At 53.5% G+C, this 17,308-nt stretch carries 23 protein-coding genes; 13 read left to right on the top strand and 10 right to left on the bottom strand.

Annotated features, from left to right (window positions below):
• The first annotated feature begins 5 nt into the window (after window positions 1-5).
• From ACKU4E_RS07645 to ACKU4E_RS07680, 8 genes are all read left to right on the top strand, one after another.
• Window positions 6-317 (top strand): HMA2 domain-containing protein, encoded by a 312-nt coding sequence (locus ACKU4E_RS07645; RefSeq protein WP_320170483.1) that lies wholly within the window; start codon window positions 6-8, stop codon window positions 315-317.
• 25 nt (window positions 318-342) lie between these two features.
• On the top strand, window positions 343-1,071 hold the full coding sequence (locus ACKU4E_RS07650) for a hypothetical protein (RefSeq protein WP_320170484.1): 729 nt from the start codon (window positions 343-345) through the stop codon (window positions 1,069-1,071).
• Between the two features lie 37 nt (window positions 1,072-1,108).
• Entirely contained in the window at window positions 1,109-1,588 is a 480-nt protein-coding gene (locus ACKU4E_RS07655) for a hypothetical protein (protein WP_320170485.1), read from the top strand.
• 4 nt (window positions 1,589-1,592) lie between these two features.
• The gene (locus tag ACKU4E_RS07660; RefSeq protein ID WP_320170486.1) at window positions 1,593-1,967 is read left to right on the top strand and encodes a YtxH domain-containing protein; all 375 of its coding nucleotides are present in this window, start codon (window positions 1,593-1,595) and stop codon (window positions 1,965-1,967) included.
• A 4-nt stretch (window positions 1,968-1,971) separates the two neighbouring features.
• The gene (locus ACKU4E_RS07665) at window positions 1,972-2,193 is read left to right on the top strand and encodes a hypothetical protein (RefSeq protein ID WP_320170487.1); all 222 of its coding nucleotides are present in this window, start codon (window positions 1,972-1,974) and stop codon (window positions 2,191-2,193) included.
• A 335-nt stretch (window positions 2,194-2,528) separates the two neighbouring features.
• Window positions 2,529-4,670, top strand: coding sequence for a heavy metal translocating P-type ATPase (locus ACKU4E_RS07670; RefSeq protein WP_320170488.1), 2,142 nt, complete (start codon window positions 2,529-2,531; stop codon window positions 4,668-4,670).
• Window positions 4,671-5,414, top strand: a complete 744-nt coding sequence (locus ACKU4E_RS07675; protein ID WP_320170489.1) for a ferrous iron transport protein A — start codon at window positions 4,671-4,673, stop codon at window positions 5,412-5,414.
• Window positions 5,411-7,501: a heavy metal translocating P-type ATPase gene (locus ACKU4E_RS07680; protein ID WP_320170490.1), complete on the top strand. Its 2,091-nt coding sequence runs from the start codon at window positions 5,411-5,413 to the stop codon at window positions 7,499-7,501. Before ACKU4E_RS07675 ends, ACKU4E_RS07680 begins: the two co-directional genes overlap by 4 nt.
• A gap of 85 nt (window positions 7,502-7,586) precedes the next feature.
• Here the strand turns inward: ACKU4E_RS07680 and ACKU4E_RS07685 are convergent, their stop codons facing one another.
• The 7 genes from ACKU4E_RS07685 to ACKU4E_RS07715 form a co-directional block, all read right to left on the bottom strand.
• Window positions 7,587-7,817: a hypothetical protein gene (locus tag ACKU4E_RS07685; RefSeq protein ID WP_320170491.1), complete on the bottom strand. Its 231-nt coding sequence runs from the start codon at window positions 7,815-7,817 to the stop codon at window positions 7,587-7,589.
• Between the two features lie 26 nt (window positions 7,818-7,843).
• Window positions 7,844-8,173: a hypothetical protein gene (locus ACKU4E_RS07690; RefSeq protein ID WP_320170492.1), complete on the bottom strand. Its 330-nt coding sequence runs from the start codon at window positions 8,171-8,173 to the stop codon at window positions 7,844-7,846.
• Between the two features lie 31 nt (window positions 8,174-8,204).
• Entirely contained in the window at window positions 8,205-8,552 is a 348-nt protein-coding gene (locus tag ACKU4E_RS07695) for a hypothetical protein (protein WP_320170493.1), read from the bottom strand.
• Window positions 8,552-8,794 carry a hypothetical protein gene (locus ACKU4E_RS07700; protein ID WP_320170494.1) on the bottom strand — a complete coding sequence of 81 codons (243 nt, stop codon included), beginning with the start codon at window positions 8,792-8,794 and terminating at the stop codon, window positions 8,552-8,554. The genes ACKU4E_RS07695 and ACKU4E_RS07700 overlap by 1 nt, the downstream gene beginning before the upstream one ends.
• A 226-nt stretch (window positions 8,795-9,020) precedes the next feature.
• Window positions 9,021-9,491, bottom strand: coding sequence for a transcriptional repressor (locus ACKU4E_RS07705; RefSeq protein WP_320170495.1), 471 nt, complete (start codon window positions 9,489-9,491; stop codon window positions 9,021-9,023).
• A 211-nt stretch (window positions 9,492-9,702) separates the two neighbouring features.
• Entirely contained in the window at window positions 9,703-10,332 is a 630-nt protein-coding gene (locus ACKU4E_RS07710) for a nitroreductase family protein (protein WP_320170496.1), read from the bottom strand.
• Between the two features lie 200 nt (window positions 10,333-10,532).
• Complete coding sequence (locus ACKU4E_RS07715) at window positions 10,533-11,765, bottom strand: APC family permease (RefSeq protein ID WP_320170497.1); 1,233 nt, start codon at window positions 11,763-11,765, stop codon at window positions 10,533-10,535.
• 122 nt (window positions 11,766-11,887) lie between these two features.
• Between ACKU4E_RS07715 and ACKU4E_RS07720 the strand changes: the two genes are divergently transcribed.
• The 5 genes from ACKU4E_RS07720 to ACKU4E_RS07740 all read left to right on the top strand — a co-directional run bounded on the left by ACKU4E_RS07720 (window position 11,888) and on the right by ACKU4E_RS07740 (window position 15,295).
• Window positions 11,888-12,835, top strand: coding sequence for a LysR family transcriptional regulator (locus ACKU4E_RS07720; RefSeq protein WP_320170498.1), 948 nt, complete (start codon window positions 11,888-11,890; stop codon window positions 12,833-12,835).
• A gap of 125 nt (window positions 12,836-12,960) precedes the next feature.
• A complete protein-coding gene (locus tag ACKU4E_RS07725; protein WP_320170499.1) occupies window positions 12,961-13,812 on the top strand; it encodes a YkgJ family cysteine cluster protein in 852 nt (283 codons plus the stop codon).
• Window positions 13,813-14,070: 258 nt separating this feature from the next.
• Window positions 14,071-14,673, top strand: a complete 603-nt coding sequence (locus ACKU4E_RS07730) for a TetR/AcrR family transcriptional regulator (RefSeq protein ID WP_320170500.1) — start codon at window positions 14,071-14,073, stop codon at window positions 14,671-14,673.
• 20 nt (window positions 14,674-14,693) lie between these two features.
• Window positions 14,694-14,939, top strand: a complete 246-nt coding sequence (locus ACKU4E_RS07735) for a DUF2798 domain-containing protein (protein ID WP_320170501.1) — start codon at window positions 14,694-14,696, stop codon at window positions 14,937-14,939.
• Window positions 14,936-15,295, top strand: a complete 360-nt coding sequence (locus ACKU4E_RS07740) for a cupin domain-containing protein (RefSeq protein WP_320170502.1) — start codon at window positions 14,936-14,938, stop codon at window positions 15,293-15,295. The genes ACKU4E_RS07735 and ACKU4E_RS07740 overlap by 4 nt, the downstream gene beginning before the upstream one ends.
• Before the next feature lie 9 nt (window positions 15,296-15,304).
• On the opposite strand, the gene ACKU4E_RS07745 is transcribed toward ACKU4E_RS07740, so the two are convergent.
• From ACKU4E_RS07745 to ACKU4E_RS07755, 3 genes are all read right to left on the bottom strand, one after another.
• Complete coding sequence (locus tag ACKU4E_RS07745; RefSeq protein WP_320170503.1) at window positions 15,305-15,697, bottom strand: hypothetical protein; 393 nt, start codon at window positions 15,695-15,697, stop codon at window positions 15,305-15,307.
• A 103-nt stretch (window positions 15,698-15,800) separates the two neighbouring features.
• Window positions 15,801-16,403, bottom strand: coding sequence for a LysE family transporter (locus ACKU4E_RS07750; protein WP_320170504.1), 603 nt, complete (start codon window positions 16,401-16,403; stop codon window positions 15,801-15,803).
• Between the two features lie 10 nt (window positions 16,404-16,413).
• The gene (locus ACKU4E_RS07755; RefSeq protein ID WP_320170505.1) at window positions 16,414-17,244 is read right to left on the bottom strand and encodes an AraC family transcriptional regulator; all 831 of its coding nucleotides are present in this window, start codon (window positions 17,242-17,244) and stop codon (window positions 16,414-16,416) included.
• Between the last annotated feature and the right edge of the window lie 64 nt (window positions 17,245-17,308).

Here is a 17,308-nt window from a genome sequence, read left to right on the forward strand (position 1 = left end):
ACAGAATGGATTTCCAATTACTGATGGAACTCAGAAACTATCTGACCATAAAACACCACATCCCCGGACGCATCCGCATTCAATTTTCTCCCGGACTTCTGGGGGACCGGCGCGCCGGAAAACTGAGGGAGAAAGCAGGAGAAGAGCTTCCTTCGTGCATCCGAAGCAGCAAGCTGAACATGTTCACCCGCAACGTGATTATTGAATACGATGCCGAAACCATTGTGCCCGAAAAACTGCATGAAGCACTGATCACCAAGGACCCGGAGCGGTTTGAAAAACTGGCGGCGGAACTTCAGGCGATAATGGAAAGATAAACCCAACACATTCAGGAGTATGAAAATGGAAGAAATGAAAATGACAGGAGAAACCCCAGCAGGAGGCATGACCGGCATGCAGTCCCAACCGGATGCCGAAAACTCCGCATCCATGTCCGGCCAGCAGCAGAGTCAGGGGACACAGGCTGTATACGGAACAATGGGTTCTGCCCCCATGCAGGGCGGACTTTACCAGTACGTACCAGGATCAGGCTTTTTCCAGGTCCAGCCGCAGTCGAGCCAATCTGTTCAGGGCGTTGCCGGGACCCAGCAGGGTTACGCCGCGCAGGCGGTTTCCCAGCAGCCTTACGCCGCATACGGTTCTCAGGAAACCATGAGTGCTGCCCAGCCTTCCGCAGCATATGGTGCTCAGGAATCCATGGCCGCTTCACAGGCCTCTACAGCATACGGAACGCAGGCCGCCGGTGCGATGGACGGCGCGGCACAGTCCGGCATGTACGGCCAGGCCATGCCTGAAGGCACCCAGCCGAAATTCGACCAGAATAAATTAGGTCAGATGTACGGAGTCATGACCGATGTGATGAACGGGGAAGCTGATCCGGCCAAAATCATGTCGCTGCTTCAGGATAGCGGAGCCGATTTCTGGAAAGGTGCCGTGGTCGGTGCAGTCGGCGCTCTGCTGATAGGCAACGCAACCGTGCGCGGGGCTGTTGCCGGAGCATTCGGCTCCATGTTCGGAGAATCCGACCCCGAAGGTCCGCAGGTAACTGTTGGCGGAACCGCAGAAGACTAACATTTTCCACCTGAAAAGAAATTCAAAGGAGATACAGATGATCAAGCAGACCAAACCCCAGACCGGATCGGCACTCCCTGTCCTGGGACCGGCCCTGTTCGGGGCGGTAGTCGGCGGTACTGCCGCGGCAGCCAAAGGTATACGGCAGATAAGGAATAACGAGGCTTCCAAAAACGAAGTCATCAAGAACATTGCCCGGGAAACCGGAACCACGGCAGTAGCTGCCGGAACAGCCGGAGCAGTTGCAGGTTCCCTGAAAATAGGCCCGGTGCTGTCCGGACTGACCCTTGTGGCTGTTGCCACCGGCGTTAAATACGCAATGGATTCAATGTTCCCCCCGGCAAAGGCAGCTGCAGCCTCTCCAGACAAAAAACACGCTCCTCTGGTCATGAGCGAAGGGGCAACAAAACCCGCCAAATCCCCCAGAAAAAAGGCTGCCCCCAAATCGACAACCCAGAAGACAAAATCAACCGAAACAAAAACCGCTGAAGTAAAAACCGGCGACACTGAGGAGTAGAATCATGAGTGAATACGTAAACCAGCCCCTGCCCGGCAGTTCCTCCGACGAAGGAGCATACCTGAAAAATCCGCAGCAGCCTTCCTACTATTTTCAGGACAGCAACCAGTACGGAACCGTCAACGCTCAGTCCGTTGCGCAGTATCCGGCAGAAGCGGCCGAATATTCCGCAATCTCCTCATGGTTCAACGTAACGAGCACTGACTATCTCAAAGGCCTCGCCCTCGGAGCCGGGGTCGCCCTTGTTGCCACCAACCCCACGGTACAGAAGGCCGTTGTATCCGGCGCGGTCAGGCTCTGGTCCGCCATACAGGGCGGGGTGGAAGAACTGAAGGAACAGGTTCAGGATGCCAAAGCAGAAATCAGCCGCGAGGACTGATGCCATGAAAGATACCGGTGAAACGGCTTCCCGGCTGCCGGAAATATCGACAAAGACCAAAAGGACCATAGCCAAAGCCGGGATGGCTGTCTCGCTGGGCAGTCTGGTGGCTACGGGACTCATGGAAACAGGCAAGACCGAAACCCTGAAGAAAATACACCTTTGGTCCGGGTTCGCACTGGTCGGCTTTTCCTACTGGCACTATTCCCTGTACAACAAAAAATAGCATGTACAAGAGAAAAGAATCCTACAAAAACACTGACTAAAACCATATTTTGATGCGGCTGTCGCTTTAGCCCCGCAGGCACATTAAACTGTCAGGGATTCCAAAGGGGCGCGGACCCTTTGGCCGCCGGCGGCGAAATCAAATTATCAAAAGCGCAAAGCGCATCAAATGGAATTAATCAGTGCTCCCCTAACCCCGGGCTGTTCGTAAACGAGCGAAAGTCGTGCTCCGGGAGGTTCGATACCATGCGGCACCGCCGGTGCCCATGAAACCGGACCTCCCGGACTCGTACGACTTTTCCACTCGCCGGATAGCCCATAAACGCGGAGATGAACATGACCGCGAGAGCGGAACAGACAGGAAAAGCCTTCAAAATCGCCCATGAGGTAAAACACAGAATCCGGATGCGCAGCCGCAGACTGTTCGATCCGGCGCTGGACCTGAAATACCTTGAGGCCATGATTGAATCCCTGCCCGGCGTGGAGAGCGTGCGGACCAACAAGTGGGGATCAAGCATTGTCATACAGTACGACGGCAAAAGGAAAAACAGGGAACGCATTCTGGAACTTCTCGAAAACATTCCCATGGAAGCATACATGCCCGGCGGTTCGGGCCATGATGATATAACGCTGCCCACAGTGGCGGCACAGGGAGCCGCTGCCGCACTGACTCCTTTCATGCCGCACGAAGCGGCTGCTCCGGCCAGTTGGATGCTCGGAATGCCCACCATGCTCGAAGGACTGCACACCCTTTTATATGAAGGAGTAAAAGTTGAAGTACTTGATGCATCGGCGGTTGCCTTTTCCCTGCTGAGAAAGGACTACTTCACCGCCAATGCCATTGTGGCCATGCTGGGTCTTGGGTCCTACATGGAAAGCTGGACCGAAAAGAAATCCGACGATCTGCTGAAAAACCTCCTGCGTCCGCAGGTGGAAAGCGTCTGGGTGGAGAGGGACGCGAGAGAAGTTCAGGTGGAATTCAATGACCTGATTGTAGGCGATCTGGTAATCTGCGGAGCCGGAGAACTGGTTCCGGTAGACGGAGTTGTGGTGGACGGCGACGCCGCGCTGAACCAGAGCTCGATCACCGGGGAGTCTCTCCCCCTGCATGCCAGCGAGGGAGACGAGGTTCTCTCCGGGGCAGTAGTGGAAGAAGGACGCATAAAAATTGCGGCTAAAAATGTCGGCGGGGAAACAAGCATGGCCCGCATCGGGCGATTCCTGCAGAACTCCCTGCGCAACAGGTCCGCATCCCAGAAGAAAACCGATGAACTTGCCGACAGCCTCGTTCCGGTCACCTTCGGGCTCGGATTGGCCCTTTTCGCGCTCACCCGCGATGTCACCCGTGCGGCATCGGTGCTTACGGTTGACTATTCCTGCGCCATCAAGCTGGCCTCTCCCGTGGCGGTCAAAACCGGCATGCACACCGCCGGTCACTGCGGGGTACTGCTCAAGGGTGCACAGGCGCTGGACAACCTGGCCCGCATCGACACCATTGTTTTCGACAAAACAGGAACGCTGACCAGAGGCGACTTCATGGTCGCGGACGTAATCCCGGATAACGGCCTGGACCGGGACGGTCTTCTGGCGCTGGCGGCGGGAGCGGAAGAACACTACCACCACCCGGTGGCCCGTGCCGTAGTCTCGGAAGCAAAAGCGCGCAAGCTTGAACTGCCCCCCATAAGCCAGGTCGACTTCATAGTCGCCCACGGCGTTTCCGCCTATGTGGAAGGGGAACAGGTTCTGGTGGGAAGCCGCCACTTTCTTGAAGACGATGAAGGAATAGACTGCTCGTCCATGAATGAACAGGGCAAAAAACTCCGCTCCGAAGGAAAATCGCTTCTGTACGTGGCCCGCTCCGGCAGGCTGCTGGGGCTGATAACCCTTCGGGACGTACTCCGTCCGGAAGCATCCGAAGCACTTTCCATGCTCAAGGAACGCGGCATAGAAAAAATAGTCATGCTCACCGGAGACCATAGGGACACAGCCAAATCCATAGCCGACGAACTCGGCTGCATTGACGAAGTCCACTGGGAGCTCAAGCCCGAAGACAAGGCCGAGCTGGTAAATAAACTTAAGGAATCCGGATGCAGGCTGGCCTTCGCCGGTGACGGGGTTAACGATGCCCCGGCCCTTGTTTCCGCGGATGTAGGCATCTGCATGCCCGCCGGGGCCGACCTTGCCCGGGAATCCGCTCAGGTTGTTCTTCTTGAGGACGACCTGCGCATTCTCGCCGTGGCCAGAGATGTGGCCAAAAACACGGAACACATACTCAAGAGATCGTTTCAGGCCGCCGTGGGCATAAACTCGGCGGTGCTGCTCGCTGCTTCTACCGGTAAGCTCTCTCCGGTACTCTCGGCATTTCTGCACAACACCAGCACCCTCGGCATTCTGGCCTACGCTGCCGCAGCCGGAAGGCGCACACCGGATTCGGCAGTCAGACTGGGTTCGCCTACAAGTTACGGGAAGGAAGATTAGATGTATTCAAACCTGACTCATGCCCCATCGGGAATATCCCTGCTCATATCAAGGGTTACCGATGAGGAGCTGGAAATGAACCTGGGCCGCATGGGCCTTTTCATCGGAGATGAAATTACAAGACTGGATGAAGATGTGGCCCTCCAGACCGTAAGGGTACGTGGTCCCAAGGGCGAAGTGGTCCTCGGCGGCGGAATGGGTGGCAAGGTTGTAGCCCACCTTGATGACGGCCGCATGGTTCCGCTTCTCGAAATGCAGCCCGGCGAAAAAGGACATGTTGAATGCGTGACCGCAGGAGGTCCCCTGCGAGAAGGAATGGAAGCTCTGGGAATCAGGGACGACGACCCCATAGAACTGGTACGCATCCTGCCGCCCATGGAATTCACGGCTCTGATCAAGGGCCGGGGACGCGTCCGTATGGCCGAAGGCATGGCTGCCAAAATACTCGGCCATATAGGGGAAATGGAATGCCAGTTCGCCAATGCCGCTACCGGAGCGGACTTTGTGGTGGACAAGATTATCGGCGGCAGGCGGGCCAAACGGGCCATATCCTCGCTGCAGATCGAACCGGGCATTATCATGCGGCTGGAATCGGTGGAAAAAGCCTCAAGCTTCCATCTGGCATGCAAGGACCGCTGCGTCATCAGCAGCAGTGAAGGCCTGCGCATCTTCCTGCGCCACGATCAGGCCGATTCAATAGTTGTTTCATACGACCAGCCCGAAAACGGGGATACCACGGAATGAGCAGTCCCTTCCAAAACGCCCCGCGCGTGGTCCATGAGACACGAAACCGCCTCCGTATCCGCTGGAAAACGCTGCTTTCCCCGGAACTTGATTCCGACTATCTGGCCGCATGGATATCCAATCTGCCGGGGGTCCGCGATGTGCGGGTCAATCCACAGGGACGCTGTCTGATAATCCGCTACAACGGAACCCCGGAAAGCAGAAACGAAATATTGGAAGGGCTGAACCGCATTCCCCCGCAGGCCTTTTCAAGAGCAGAACCAGCCGTGCGCAGGCGCAGACTCATAGATGCGGCCTGGAGTTCGGGACTGGCGGCCGGACTTCCGTTCATGCCCGCAACCATACAGGCTCCCGTTGCCACGGCAATGGGAATGCCCGCCGTACTGGCAGGACTGGATACTCTCATCTCCGATGGCCCGAAGGCCCGTGTACTGGATATGACCACCATCGGGGCCAGCCTGCTCCGCGCAGATTACACAACGGCGGCATCCATCTCGTCCATGGTCGTAATCGGTGAATGCCTGCGCCAGATAACCGATGACCGCTCAAACTCCCTGCTCAAAAGCCTCACCGCATCCCCGGTAAAAGAAATCTGGGTGGAACAGGACGGAAAAGAAGTAAGTATCCCTTTTGAGAAGGTGCAGGCCGGAGATGTGGTTCTGTTCAGCAGCGGAGAACTTATTGCCGTGGACGGCACAATTACGGACGGCGAAGCGATTCTGGACAGGAGCTCGATAACCGGAGAATCCGCGCCGGTTAAGGTAAGCCCCGGTGATGAAGTGGTCTCCGGAAGCATACTGGTGGAAGGAGAATTACGCGTCAAAGCTGCCGGAACAGCTTCTGAAACCAGTATGGCCCGCATCACCCGGCTGATGACCGGAGCACTCTCGGAACAATCCGCGACCGAAAGGAAAAGCAGCCGCCTTGCCGATGCGCTGACACCGGTTACGCTGGGACTGGGAGCTGCCCTCTACGCCGCAACCGGCGACATGGAAAGAGCCCTTTCCGTACTGACCATAGATTTCGCCTGCGCAGTAAAATTCCCTGCTCCGGTGGTAATCAAGACCTCAATGTACGCGGCAGCCAAAGAAGGTGTAATCTTCAAAAGCGGAACAGCCCTTGAATCTCTGGCCGAGGTAGATGCAATAGTCTTTGACAAAACAGGCACCCTGACCCGTGGAGAACTAGATGTTACCGACATAATCGTCTGCTCCCCAAGGAGTGAGGACGAGCTACTGAACCTTGCGGCAGCGGTTGAAAACCGCCACGGCCATCCCGTAGGACAGGGCATCATACGCGAAGCTGAAAAACGAGGACTCCCCCCCTTGCAGGCAACAGACACCGACCTGAGCATAGCCCACGGAGTAAGCGGCGTTGTGAACGGCAGCCTTGTAAGGGCCGGAAGCCGCCATTTCATAGCTGATGACTGCGGAACGGATTGCTCCGCGGTATCGGACCGCACCGTAAGATTGAGGTCGGAAGGCAAAACACTCGTCTATGTTTCCTGTGACGGACATCTGGAAGGCATTGTGGCGCTGATCGACACCATCAGGCCCGAAGCGGAAACCGTATTGGAAAGTCTAAAGGAAACGGGAATTAAAAAAATTGTCATGCTGACCGGGGATCATGCCGGAACGGCAGCTGTATTCAAAAAGAAGCTGCCTCTGGTGGACGAGATCCGCACAGATCTTACCCCGGAACTAAAATCCGAAGTGGTCGGCGATCTCCAGTCCGAAGGATACAGGGTCGCGGTTGTGGGAGACGGGGTCAACGATGCCCCGGCCTTTACCGTGGCGGGCATGGGGATATGTATGTCGCGCAGTACCGGCCTTGCCAGAGAATCCGCGCACGTTGTTCTGGACCGCAACAGTCTGGACGGCCTGCTGACCGCACGAGCCGTATCCCTGCGGGTTAACGGAATTCTGCAAAACTGCTTCAATACCGGAGTTACTGTAAACACCGGACTGCTGGCGGCGGCAATGGCTGGAAAGCTCTCCCCGGCACTGGCCGCCACCCTGCACAACCTGAACACCTTCGCCATACTCGGCGCAGCAGCATGGGCCTCCTCCCGCGCCATGCCGCAATAACAAGGCCGGTAGTTCCTGAATCGGAACTACCGGCCAATATTCTTCCGCGCATTATAATCCCTGACTATACGGTGGTAAGATCAGGTTATTGCGCTCCGGCCTTCAATTCGGATTCAGCCTTGGCATCACGGATCATTTCCTTGACTTCGTTTGTGGACTTCCTGAATGTGTCCACGGTCCAGTCCTTGGCTTTGATACCGGCCTTTATCGTGGATTTGGTAACATTGCGGACTGTTCCGGACTTGGTGGCCGCATAACCGATCAAACCGCCTACCACTGCTCCAGCCGTAAAAATCGCAACTTTTCCTAAAGTCATTATATTCTCCTTGGTATCTGCCGAGCTCAGGACTCGGCGGTTTTTGAAGCGGCCCTGCCGCCGAAAGTTCTGTTCCACAGATATTTTGTTCCGGCCGCAACACCGACAATCCCTGCCAGACCGAGCAGCCCACCGATGCCCGCAGCACCGACAACCGCAACACCTGCGGCAGTGGAAAGCCCGGTTCCGACAGCCTCAAGGCCGATATCGGTTGCGGCTTCGGATTTAGTCATTGTTCCGTCATTCACCCGTTTTATATCTCTTGCGGCGGCTACAGTTGCGCCCACAACAGCCCCTACCGTTCCTGATGCGCTCACAGCCGCAGGCAGCAGTGTGCGCGATGCTACAACACTCATAATCAGACTCCTGTATGCCCGAAAACCGGGGTTAGTTTAAAAAGGTTGAAAGATCGAAATCGACCAGTTCAGCCAATTCCGTTGCTGTTTCCTGAAATTCTTCCACGCTTGCGCAGGTAAAAAGCCTGTGCAGCAGACGCGGATCAAGAATCCGGTCATCATAGCGCATGGTCATGGACCGGGTAAGCGGGTTGAAAGACGTTCCGGTTATTCCGGGCATGTCCTGCCCCTTGGGCGGACCGAACCCGTTAACCTTTACGTATTTGATGACTTTTGGATTTCCGATGACCGAAAGGTCGAATTTCAACTTCAATCTGCCGGGAGTATGGCTGCCTACCGTAATGTGTTCACGCAGGCCGAGCATGAGATCAAGATCCATTATTCGGCCCTCGCTTCGGATTGCGCACCCGCAATCCTCACAATCTCGCTTTCCGAGATCAATGAAGAGTCAAAGCGGACAACCAGACCGGAGCAGACCTGGTTAGGCCTGACCCAGTGTATGCCTTCGCTATTGTCCGCATATTCAGACAGTCGGCAGACTGCCGATTCAAAACCGCTGCCAGTAGGAACCTTCAGCCTCACGCGATCCGGAAGCCTGTGCTTTACCACGATCTTTTGCATCTCAGTTCTCCTTCATCTAATGGAATTGCAGTATTCGTTTCTGATGAAGGCAGAATAAGACCTGAATATAGAAAACGTAAAATCGCGATGCTGATTTGCAGTATCAAAATTTTATGCCGACCAGGCATACGAAGACGTGCTAATTATGCAGAGGAGAAATTAAGTGTGTGGAAATAAAGCGTAAAGCTCCCGGAACAGCAACAATTATACATGTGATACCGGTCTATTATTTTAGTTTATTACGGCAATTTTCGCAAAGACCGTACAAAGACATCCGGTGTCGGGTGAGGGTGTACCCGTTAGCCTTGGCCAGCTTTTCCTGCCTGCGCTCGATTTCATCATCGTAAAATTCCACTTTGCAACCGCAATTTACGCATATCAGATGATCGTGGTGTCTATGCCCGTAAGCATGTTCATACAGAGTGGCCTCTTCACCAAGATCAAGGCTGTCTGCAAGTCCGGAATCAACAAGCAGTTTCAATGTACGGTATACTGTGGCCTGCCCTATTTCAGGGTATTTCACACATACGATGCCGTACAGTTTTTCAGCGGAAAAATGGCCTTCGGTCTCAAGAAATGTTTCCGCAATAACCTTCCGCTGGGGGGTCACGGTCAGTCCTTTCCTTGAAAGATAATCGATAAATATTTTTTCAGCTGCTCCAGTCATGTCGACAATGAAAACAATTTTCATTGTCATGTCAAGTGTGTTCTCTATTTTTATAGGAATAAACTTCTATACCTTGCATAACACTCAGATATAACAAATAAAAAAAATCCAAGCTCCCGCATGCATAGACAGATACGAGTCTCGGATTTTTACCGTATAATATATAGTAGAGTCTTTTTGACAGTCCGGGGTGGTGCCCATACAGCATCACCCCGGACTCTAAAACCTGATTACGTAAAAATTACGGCAGCAGGATATCTTCCAGAGGCTTGCGGTTGTGCTCTGTCGGCTGCCCGGCTGCCGGGTGTCCTACGGCCAGAAGACCTACTACCCTTATTTCTGCCGGAATATTCAAAAGCTCTTTCACCTTCTGCTCGTTATACATCCCCACCCAGCAGGTGCCGAGCCCGAGTTCCATGGCTCGCAGTATCATGAAGGAAACAGAAATCCCCACATTCATTGCTGCGGCCCCGAATTTTGCGGATTCAACAGCGGTGGACTCCCGTTCAACATAATCATCAATCCCGTCCATGGTATCGCCCTGAACCAGATTGTTATCGCGGAAGAAAAAGGCACTGGCCTGTGAATCGCGCACATATCCGGAAATATCGGCGCAGCAGGCGATTATAGCCCCTGCCCCGGACAGCCATGTCTGCGTGCGGGTAACTTCCTTTTTACCGAACTCCAGCAGCATAGCCTTGTCCTGAACCGCCTTGAAACGCCAGGGCTGCGAATTCAGGCTTGAAGGGGCCAGACGTGCAGCCTGAAACAGGCTTTCCAATTGCCCGGCGGAAACAGGTTCATCGGTGAAAGTACGCACACTGTGCCTTGAAGTGATCGCATCCATTACTCCCATCATATTCGAACTCATATATTTCTCCTTTCAGCATATGCAGTTATCCTGATTAACCCCGTTGCAGTCACTCCGGTTCAGCCTATTGAGAACAACGCTTCACCATGTTTGCCCGGACTCAGCCACGTATCGGAGCTATCTACCCTTGAACAGTAATAATAATGAAACCTACACCAGGAAACCGTATAGCAAAAGGATTTAAATATAGAACTTCATAATTATCGCCATGCGAACCGCCTTGCGCGCCCCATGACAAAAACAGCCATCGCGCATACAGCGACCAGCACCGGCCAGTGGGCCATGGTCAGAACTATGAAAACGCCCATGCTCAGCAGGACGGCAATAAACTTCGGCAGCGGTTTGTGAAAAAGCCTGACCGCAGCCAGCGTGCCCAGCAGGGCGTTGGTCAGGAAAAACCCGTCTGCCACGGCAAGCAGACCGGCCATATCAATAACATCAAGGCAGACGAGTCCTATCAGGATAACATGAATGACCGTATAACAGATCATAGCGGTCATAGGAGCGCCGAACCGGTTCCTTTTACCTAGAAAAGCAGGCAGACCTCCATGCTCACCCAGATGCGCCGCCAGCCGGGCAACTCCCCCGGCGAACACAATATATGTTGTGACGCAAAGCGCGGCAACAAGACCGCCCATTATCCACGGGGCGAATGATCCGAAAAGCGGATACAGGAGGACCGTAACCCCGCTCCCCGCATCGGCGGGAAAAGAACCGTACTGCATTCCGGCCCCGACGCTCACGAAAACCAGCCCGATAATTGTGGAAGCATACAACGCGGCACGGGGAATTGTTTTTTTCGGGTCTCTGACCTCGTTGCCGTAGTTGCCGACTATCTCCCAGCCGACAATCCCGAAGAACATGAGCAGGAGCGAGTACCCCATGGACCTGCCGTCAAAAGGAGGAAGATGATGGATTGATCCGCTGCCGGAGTAAAGGGCCAGCCAGGAACCGACCAGAAGGAGAATGGTCGACAGGGCCGCCAGAATTACGCCGATGCGGCTCATATTCTTCAATCCGCTCAAAATCAGCCCTGCACAGCTGACCTGAATAATAGCCATCACCAGAAACCGGTCCACCGCGGTCTCCGGAGCCAGCACGGGCGGAAGGTAGTTGACGATGGTGAGCATGACGGCAGCAGGGCCGAACATGGTCGCCGACATAAGCGAATATGAAGCCAGCCGCTTGGCACCGGGACCGAATGCATGCTCAATGGCCGTGGCTGCTCCCCCGTCTCCGGGAAACAGGGTGCCTGCGTGAGCAAAAACGTAGGCAAAGGCCACCCCGAACAGCGCTGTAATCAACCATCCGACTATGGCCCACTCTCCGACCACATTGAGAACCAGCGGCGGAAGTATTATTATTCCCGAGCCAAGAATGGAACCGGTCAACATGAGACTGAGCGAAAACGTTCCTATTTTGCGTTGACTCATAAAAACTCCTCTTGTTGAAATTTTCGTATTTATCAGGCACAAACAACGGAAAGTCCAATTCAAAAAGAAACTGCCAGCGTTCTGTTTTTCAGAACGCTAACAAAACAGACACAGGAGCTGAAATGGATATAAGGGAATTGAACTGCTTTCTGGCCGTAGCCTTCGAGGGCAACCTTACCCGGGCCGCTGAATCGCTTTTCCTCAGTCAGTCCGCCCTGAGCGGGCGCATCAGACAGCTCGAAGAGGAACTCGACTGCACACTCTTTGTGCGCAAGGCGCGGGGAATGGACCTCACAGACGAGGGAGAAACACTGCTGCCTTATGCAAGGAGTGCCGTACAGGCTATGGAGGAATTCAAGGCTCGCGCTGCCGGACTGAAACGTGAAGCGACTCCGTCTCTGGTTGTGGGGCTGAACACAGATCCGGCTTTCCTGCGGATGGCTGAGCTTGCCGGTCTCATGCGCAAGGCTGTGCCCAACGCACGCCTTTCCTTCATTGTCTCGCAGAGTCGCTACACGGCCAAGATGCTGCGCAGCGGAGAAATGCATGTGGGATTCCGGTTCGGAATGTGGGGAGAGGAAGGTATTTACGATGAAATGCTTTCATCGGTAACTCTTAACATTGCAATACCGAACAACCTTGTACACAAGGTGGAATTCGGGAACTGGCAATCACTGGGCAATCTCCCGTGGATTTATTCCTTTTCCGGCTGTCCTTTTCATGTGGTCCTGCGGGAACGTCTGTCCACCTACGGCACCGAACCGAATCTGGCAGAACAGGCTGATGACGAAAACATTATGCGCGAATTTGCCGCCGAAGGGCTGGGAGCAGCCATACTGCGCGAGGATGAGGCCAGACAACTCAAGGAATCCGGCAAAGCCAAACTCTGGCCAGAACCGCTGCACGTTCCGCTCTGCCTGTCCTACCCTACCGGTTCCGGGTATGCCACACCTCTGCGCGAATTCCGCGAGGTGGTCCGCAATGTTTTACGTACTGACAAGACCGACGGATTACATTTACCTGCCGATGAGTCAGCTGCTGTTCCGGTCATAACAGGGCGTTCTCAGTAACATATAGATTGATACAGAAAACCGGCCTGCCCTTAACGAATTCTGTTGACAAAACAGGACTTCTCTCCGAAATGTGTTTATGTGACGGATTGCCGTCACCGAACAGATAACACATGAGGTGGTCAATGGCCGCTCGTTCCCGCTCACGCGGCTCTCGTTCCAGGGCCGTCAAGGCCAGACGGTCTTCCAAACCCGCTCCGGCCCATGGCCGGATCAACTCCGATAACGGAATCACAGCAGAACAGGAAGCCGTGGCTTCGCGGGTCACTGAAGAATGCATGGATGCATTCAAAAACGGACTGAAGCCGGAAGGAAACTCCGCTTTACAGACCGGAGCGCGCAATGACATCAGGGCCTTGTATGAAATCGTCAGGGCTTCACTGGATGTCTTTGATTCAATGCTCGCAGAGCTTGTGCTGGACCCTCCCATGGACTGCAAACGGGGATGCATCTACTGCTGCGTCAATCAGGTTTCCCTCACCCCGCCCGAAGCCCTGTTTCTCGGTTTTCACCTGCTCGAAACACGTACCCCGCAACAACTGCTGGAACTTCACGCCAGAGCACGCACTCTTTCGGAAAGTCTTAAAGGAAAAAGTCGTCAGGAAATAGGAATGACGCGCCATCTTTACCCCTGCCTGTTCATGGAGAACGGCACCTGCTCAATCTACCCGGCGCGTCCGCTGGTATGCAGGGGATGGAATTCGGTAAATGCGCAGATGTGCAAACACAGCAACCAGTCCGGCGATGCCCTGGCCCCGATAGAAAACCACCCGCTGCCGAGGCTTCTGGCGGCCAGCGTGCAGACCGGGTTGCTGCAGGGAGCGCGCGACCTGGGGCTGGAAACGGGCTTCCTGCTCCTGACCAGAGCGGTACTGCTTCTCCTTGAAGGCGGTGCGGAACACGGGGTGATGAATTGTACGACCGACTGGCTCGAAGGCAGACCTTTTTTTGCACGGATCAGCACATTGATTTCCTGAACGTACAACACCGACCTTTCACATAAACTTACCGCAGGCCGGGATTCGACGCCCGGTCTGCATCAATCCATAATTTTCCCCAGCCCCCGTAAAAATCTTAATCCGGCGACAGACGACTCCACAGAAAATATCCAGCTGAATTAATAAAGATATTTCTTTACCTAGCTGGTTTTTTGCAAAAAGCAATACTCATAAGTATGTATAAATCATACTTGACAGTATGATTGAATACAGCTAATCCTCATTCCGGAGGCAGAAATGAGTAAGGCACTGGATAATTATAACCGTAAGCAGCAGCAGATCGTGGAAGCAGCTAAAGAGCTCTTCGCCGGATCAGGTTTCGCTGCCACAAGCATGGACGATGTTGCTGTTGCGGCAGGTGTTACCAAGCAGACAGTCTACCGCTATTTCCCGTCAAAATCGGACCTGTTCAAAGCCACACTGCAGGCGTGTACGGGCCAGGTTCCGGCCAAACATGTTTTCGGGGACGGGGATATTTCGGAAGAGTTGTACGGTTTTGCGATGCGGTTTTTGCGGTTCCATGTTTCCGCGGAATATCTGGACACCATCCGCCTTCTGATGAGCGAAGGGAGGACGGAAGAGGATCTTGGAGCTATTTTCTTTGCCAACGGACCGCAAAGGTCCAAAGATCTTTTGAGCGCTTTCCTGAAAGAACACATTCCGGAAATCAGGGATACCGATCAGGCCGCGTTCATTTTCGTTTCCATGCTCCTGAATGTGAGGATGCCCCTGCTTCTGGGCCTCAGCAAGTCGGTTTCGGAAAAAGAACTGGACAAACATGCCCGCTATGCCGTGGATGTATTTCTTAACGGTTGCAGACCCGGCGGCGGCCCGGCTTAACCTTCAGAAAAAATAAAACTATGACGCACGATAAAAAGATAGCACTGATCAACGCGGTTCTTATGGCCGGATTCATGGCCCTGTTCATGTCGGGATGCCTTTCGCTGGTCAACTTCGGACTAACGAAGAGCTGGCTCTGGGGATGGGGAAGAAGCTTCATTCTGGCCTGGCCGCTTGCCTTTGTTCTCAGCCTGTTTTCCGGAAAACACATCATGAATCTTTCACGCAGGCTGGCAAGGGCGGAAAGCGCGGAGGAACAGGCATGAGTGATACTAATCTGAAAAAGACAGGAGCGCCTGCCGGGGCAGTAACGCCTCCGGCCCACATACTATTCTCCGCAATTCGCCTTGCAGGACGTGTAGACAGCCAGATTGCGGATTGTTCCGTAGCCTGGATAGCGCCCGGCGGAGGAGGCCCGGAACCGGACCATGCCCATAAGCACGATCATCTGTTCGTGGTTCTGTCCGGATGCATCAAGGTAAGGATGGACGGCAACGAAACCACATTGAACGAACACCAGTCCATACTTGTTCCGGGAGCATGCGTGCACAGCGTGTGGAACGCCTCTTCCTACCCGGCAAAGGTGCTCGGAATCAGTCTGGACGGTTCGGAACAGGAGTAATCCGCCGAATCAGTCATCAAAATCAAAATCGCCGCCACTGTCAAAATCATCACTCCCACCGACATCCCCGGAATCCACAGCACCGGCATCCGCATCGTGCATGGAAGCGATATAATGGGCCTGTGCCATGCCCATTCCCATTGCCACACCCTCATCTTCTTCCGTGCGCATCGTCGCTTTCCCATACCTGGCACGGCGATACATCCTGCGCATGACCCACCAGATGAGCAATCCGCAAAACCCCAGCAGTCCGCCCATAAAGAACATAGCCAGAGCATCATCAGATTTTATATCCGGCTCCAGAAAACCGGAGACTACCAGCAACAGCCCTGGGAAGAACAGAAACGCCCCCAGAACAAACAGAATGAAAACCCTTATCCGCACTCCCCAGCTGACAGCCATTTGCACCTCCATGCAACAATTAATACCTTGCTCAGTATTATTGATAACACATTCGGGGCTTAGGGAGAAGAAAAGGTGGATTTATTTCGGAAGCAAAACAGGTTCAGGATAAAGCGAGATAAATATGGTTATAGGCGATATCCCCGGCAACGAATATCAACGCTGCTCCCATCAGATAATTGAACAGCCGCAGATACAGAGTATTTGCAATATATTCAGACAGCTTTGTACCGACAACAGCGTAAACCAGTGGTGCGCCGAAACCAAGGGCTCCCAGACCGACAGACCATACAGCAATCAGATTTCCATCAATCCCCGCAGCGGGAAACTGAACGGCGGTCACTGGCAGAACAGCCAGAAAGGACTTGGGATTCAACAGCTGCATCAGCAAACCGTCTCTGAATCTGAACGAACTCGCACCCTTTCCATCCAGCACGAGATTAACGTCTGAAAAGATAATCTTATAGGCAAGATACAGGATAAAAGCGGCCCCCAGAGCAGAAATAACCGGCATAACCTGATCCGTCATTATTGCGCTGCCTGCATACCCTACAACGAGAAACCACAGGCAAAGCGCAGTCCCCACTCCCATGCAGAAAGGAATGTGCGCGGTATAACGGTTTTGCACCCCGCTGTTTAAACTGAGAATATTGACAGGCCCGGGAGTGTACATGACACCCACGCTGTAAAGGACAATTTCCATCATATTGATAACCTTAATTTTTGACTTGATTCTGATATTGTTTCGGAGTGATTCCGAAAGAACGTTTGAAATGGCGGTTCAGGTGGCTGACATCAAAAAAACCGAACTCCTGCGCAACTTCAGAAGGCGGCTTTCCAGCTTCCAGAAAATCCCGCGCTCTGTTGACCTTCAGGTTGAAAATGTATTTGTGCGGAGTCAGCCCGAATTGATTTCGAAACATGCGGATTAAATGATACTTGGACATGTTGGCCACCAGGCTGAGCGCATCAATGGAAATATCTTCTGTGACATTATCATGGATGTAATCTCTAACCTTCAGCAGCAGTGTGTCTTTATTTTCCGCCCATACGTTAACATCGGCAATGCGGATGCGCTGCGCAAGTCGCTTCGCTATCTGATAGCGGCAGTGCTCGTACTCAAGAGAAAAACGATTTTTCCCGGAAATAACCTGAGACATTTCCAGAACCAGAGTCTGAAGCACGTCATCCCTGAAATGGCACTCCGGAAACCGGAACTGAGTATGATCGGAACCCGTTGAACTCCACAGCAGCGGATAAAAATCCCTGGTATCCAGATAAAGCATCGTATATTTCAAGGCTTCATCATTTCCCGGATTTCCAGTGTGCACATCGCCGGGGTTGAATAGAATAATATTTCCGGGATAGCTCTTGAACAGGCTTCCTTTGCAGGAAAATTCCTGAACGCCCTGCATGGTGACACCTATGGCCAGTTCTTCGTGGGAATGTCTGGCGTAGGAAAAATCAGACATGACGGCATTAAGCAGTTTTGTGCCCATATCGTTATCAGCGTTCACGAATTCAAAGCGATTCGATTGCATGGACATACCTTACCTCCTCTTCTGCCGACCAATATTCATAAATACAGCACAAAAAACTTGGACAGAATTG

It is taken from the genome of Maridesulfovibrio sp. (genome assembly GCF_963677005.1).
Taxonomy (GTDB): domain Bacteria; phylum Desulfobacterota; class Desulfovibrionia; order Desulfovibrionales; family Desulfovibrionaceae; genus Maridesulfovibrio.

Excerpts from the sequence above, each read along its gene's own strand:
- ACKU4E_RS07755 (WP_320170505.1), bottom strand. The coding sequence starts at position 17,244 with ATGTCCATGCAATCGAATCGCTTTGAATTCGTGAACGCTGATAACGAT.
- ACKU4E_RS07700 (WP_320170494.1), bottom strand. The coding sequence starts at position 8,794 with ATGCAAAAGATCGTGGTAAAGCACAGGCTTCCGGATCGCGTGAGGCTG.
- ACKU4E_RS07680 (WP_320170490.1), top strand. The coding sequence starts at position 5,411 with ATGAGCAGTCCCTTCCAAAACGCCCCGCGCGTGGTCCATGAGACACGA.
- ACKU4E_RS07695 (WP_320170493.1), bottom strand. The coding sequence starts at position 8,552 with ATGGATCTTGATCTCATGCTCGGCCTGCGTGAACACATTACGGTAGGC.
- ACKU4E_RS07710 (WP_320170496.1), bottom strand. The coding sequence starts at position 10,332 with ATGAGTTCGAATATGATGGGAGTAATGGATGCGATCACTTCAAGGCAC.
- ACKU4E_RS07665 (WP_320170487.1), top strand. The coding sequence starts at position 1,972 with ATGAAAGATACCGGTGAAACGGCTTCCCGGCTGCCGGAAATATCGACA.
- ACKU4E_RS07670 (WP_320170488.1), top strand. The coding sequence starts at position 2,529 with ATGACCGCGAGAGCGGAACAGACAGGAAAAGCCTTCAAAATCGCCCAT.
- ACKU4E_RS07720 (WP_320170498.1), top strand. The coding sequence starts at position 11,888 with ATGGATATAAGGGAATTGAACTGCTTTCTGGCCGTAGCCTTCGAGGGC.
- ACKU4E_RS07740 (WP_320170502.1), top strand. The coding sequence starts at position 14,936 with ATGAGTGATACTAATCTGAAAAAGACAGGAGCGCCTGCCGGGGCAGTA.
- ACKU4E_RS07685 (WP_320170491.1), bottom strand. The coding sequence starts at position 7,817 with ATGACTTTAGGAAAAGTTGCGATTTTTACGGCTGGAGCAGTGGTAGGC.
- ACKU4E_RS07705 (WP_320170495.1), bottom strand. The coding sequence starts at position 9,491 with ATGACAATGAAAATTGTTTTCATTGTCGACATGACTGGAGCAGCTGAA.
- ACKU4E_RS07650 (WP_320170484.1), top strand. The coding sequence starts at position 343 with ATGGAAGAAATGAAAATGACAGGAGAAACCCCAGCAGGAGGCATGACC.
- ACKU4E_RS07655 (WP_320170485.1), top strand. The coding sequence starts at position 1,109 with ATGATCAAGCAGACCAAACCCCAGACCGGATCGGCACTCCCTGTCCTG.
- ACKU4E_RS07745 (WP_320170503.1), bottom strand. The coding sequence starts at position 15,697 with ATGGCTGTCAGCTGGGGAGTGCGGATAAGGGTTTTCATTCTGTTTGTT.
- ACKU4E_RS07725 (WP_320170499.1), top strand. The coding sequence starts at position 12,961 with ATGGCCGCTCGTTCCCGCTCACGCGGCTCTCGTTCCAGGGCCGTCAAG.
- ACKU4E_RS07660 (WP_320170486.1), top strand. The coding sequence starts at position 1,593 with ATGAGTGAATACGTAAACCAGCCCCTGCCCGGCAGTTCCTCCGACGAA.
- ACKU4E_RS07675 (WP_320170489.1), top strand. The coding sequence starts at position 4,671 with ATGTATTCAAACCTGACTCATGCCCCATCGGGAATATCCCTGCTCATA.
- ACKU4E_RS07690 (WP_320170492.1), bottom strand. The coding sequence starts at position 8,173 with ATGAGTGTTGTAGCATCGCGCACACTGCTGCCTGCGGCTGTGAGCGCA.
- ACKU4E_RS07730 (WP_320170500.1), top strand. The coding sequence starts at position 14,071 with ATGAGTAAGGCACTGGATAATTATAACCGTAAGCAGCAGCAGATCGTG.
- ACKU4E_RS07715 (WP_320170497.1), bottom strand. The coding sequence starts at position 11,765 with ATGAGTCAACGCAAAATAGGAACGTTTTCGCTCAGTCTCATGTTGACC.
- ACKU4E_RS07750 (WP_320170504.1), bottom strand. The coding sequence starts at position 16,403 with ATGATGGAAATTGTCCTTTACAGCGTGGGTGTCATGTACACTCCCGGG.
- ACKU4E_RS07645 (WP_320170483.1), top strand. The coding sequence starts at position 6 with ATGGATTTCCAATTACTGATGGAACTCAGAAACTATCTGACCATAAAA.
- ACKU4E_RS07735 (WP_320170501.1), top strand. The coding sequence starts at position 14,694 with ATGACGCACGATAAAAAGATAGCACTGATCAACGCGGTTCTTATGGCC.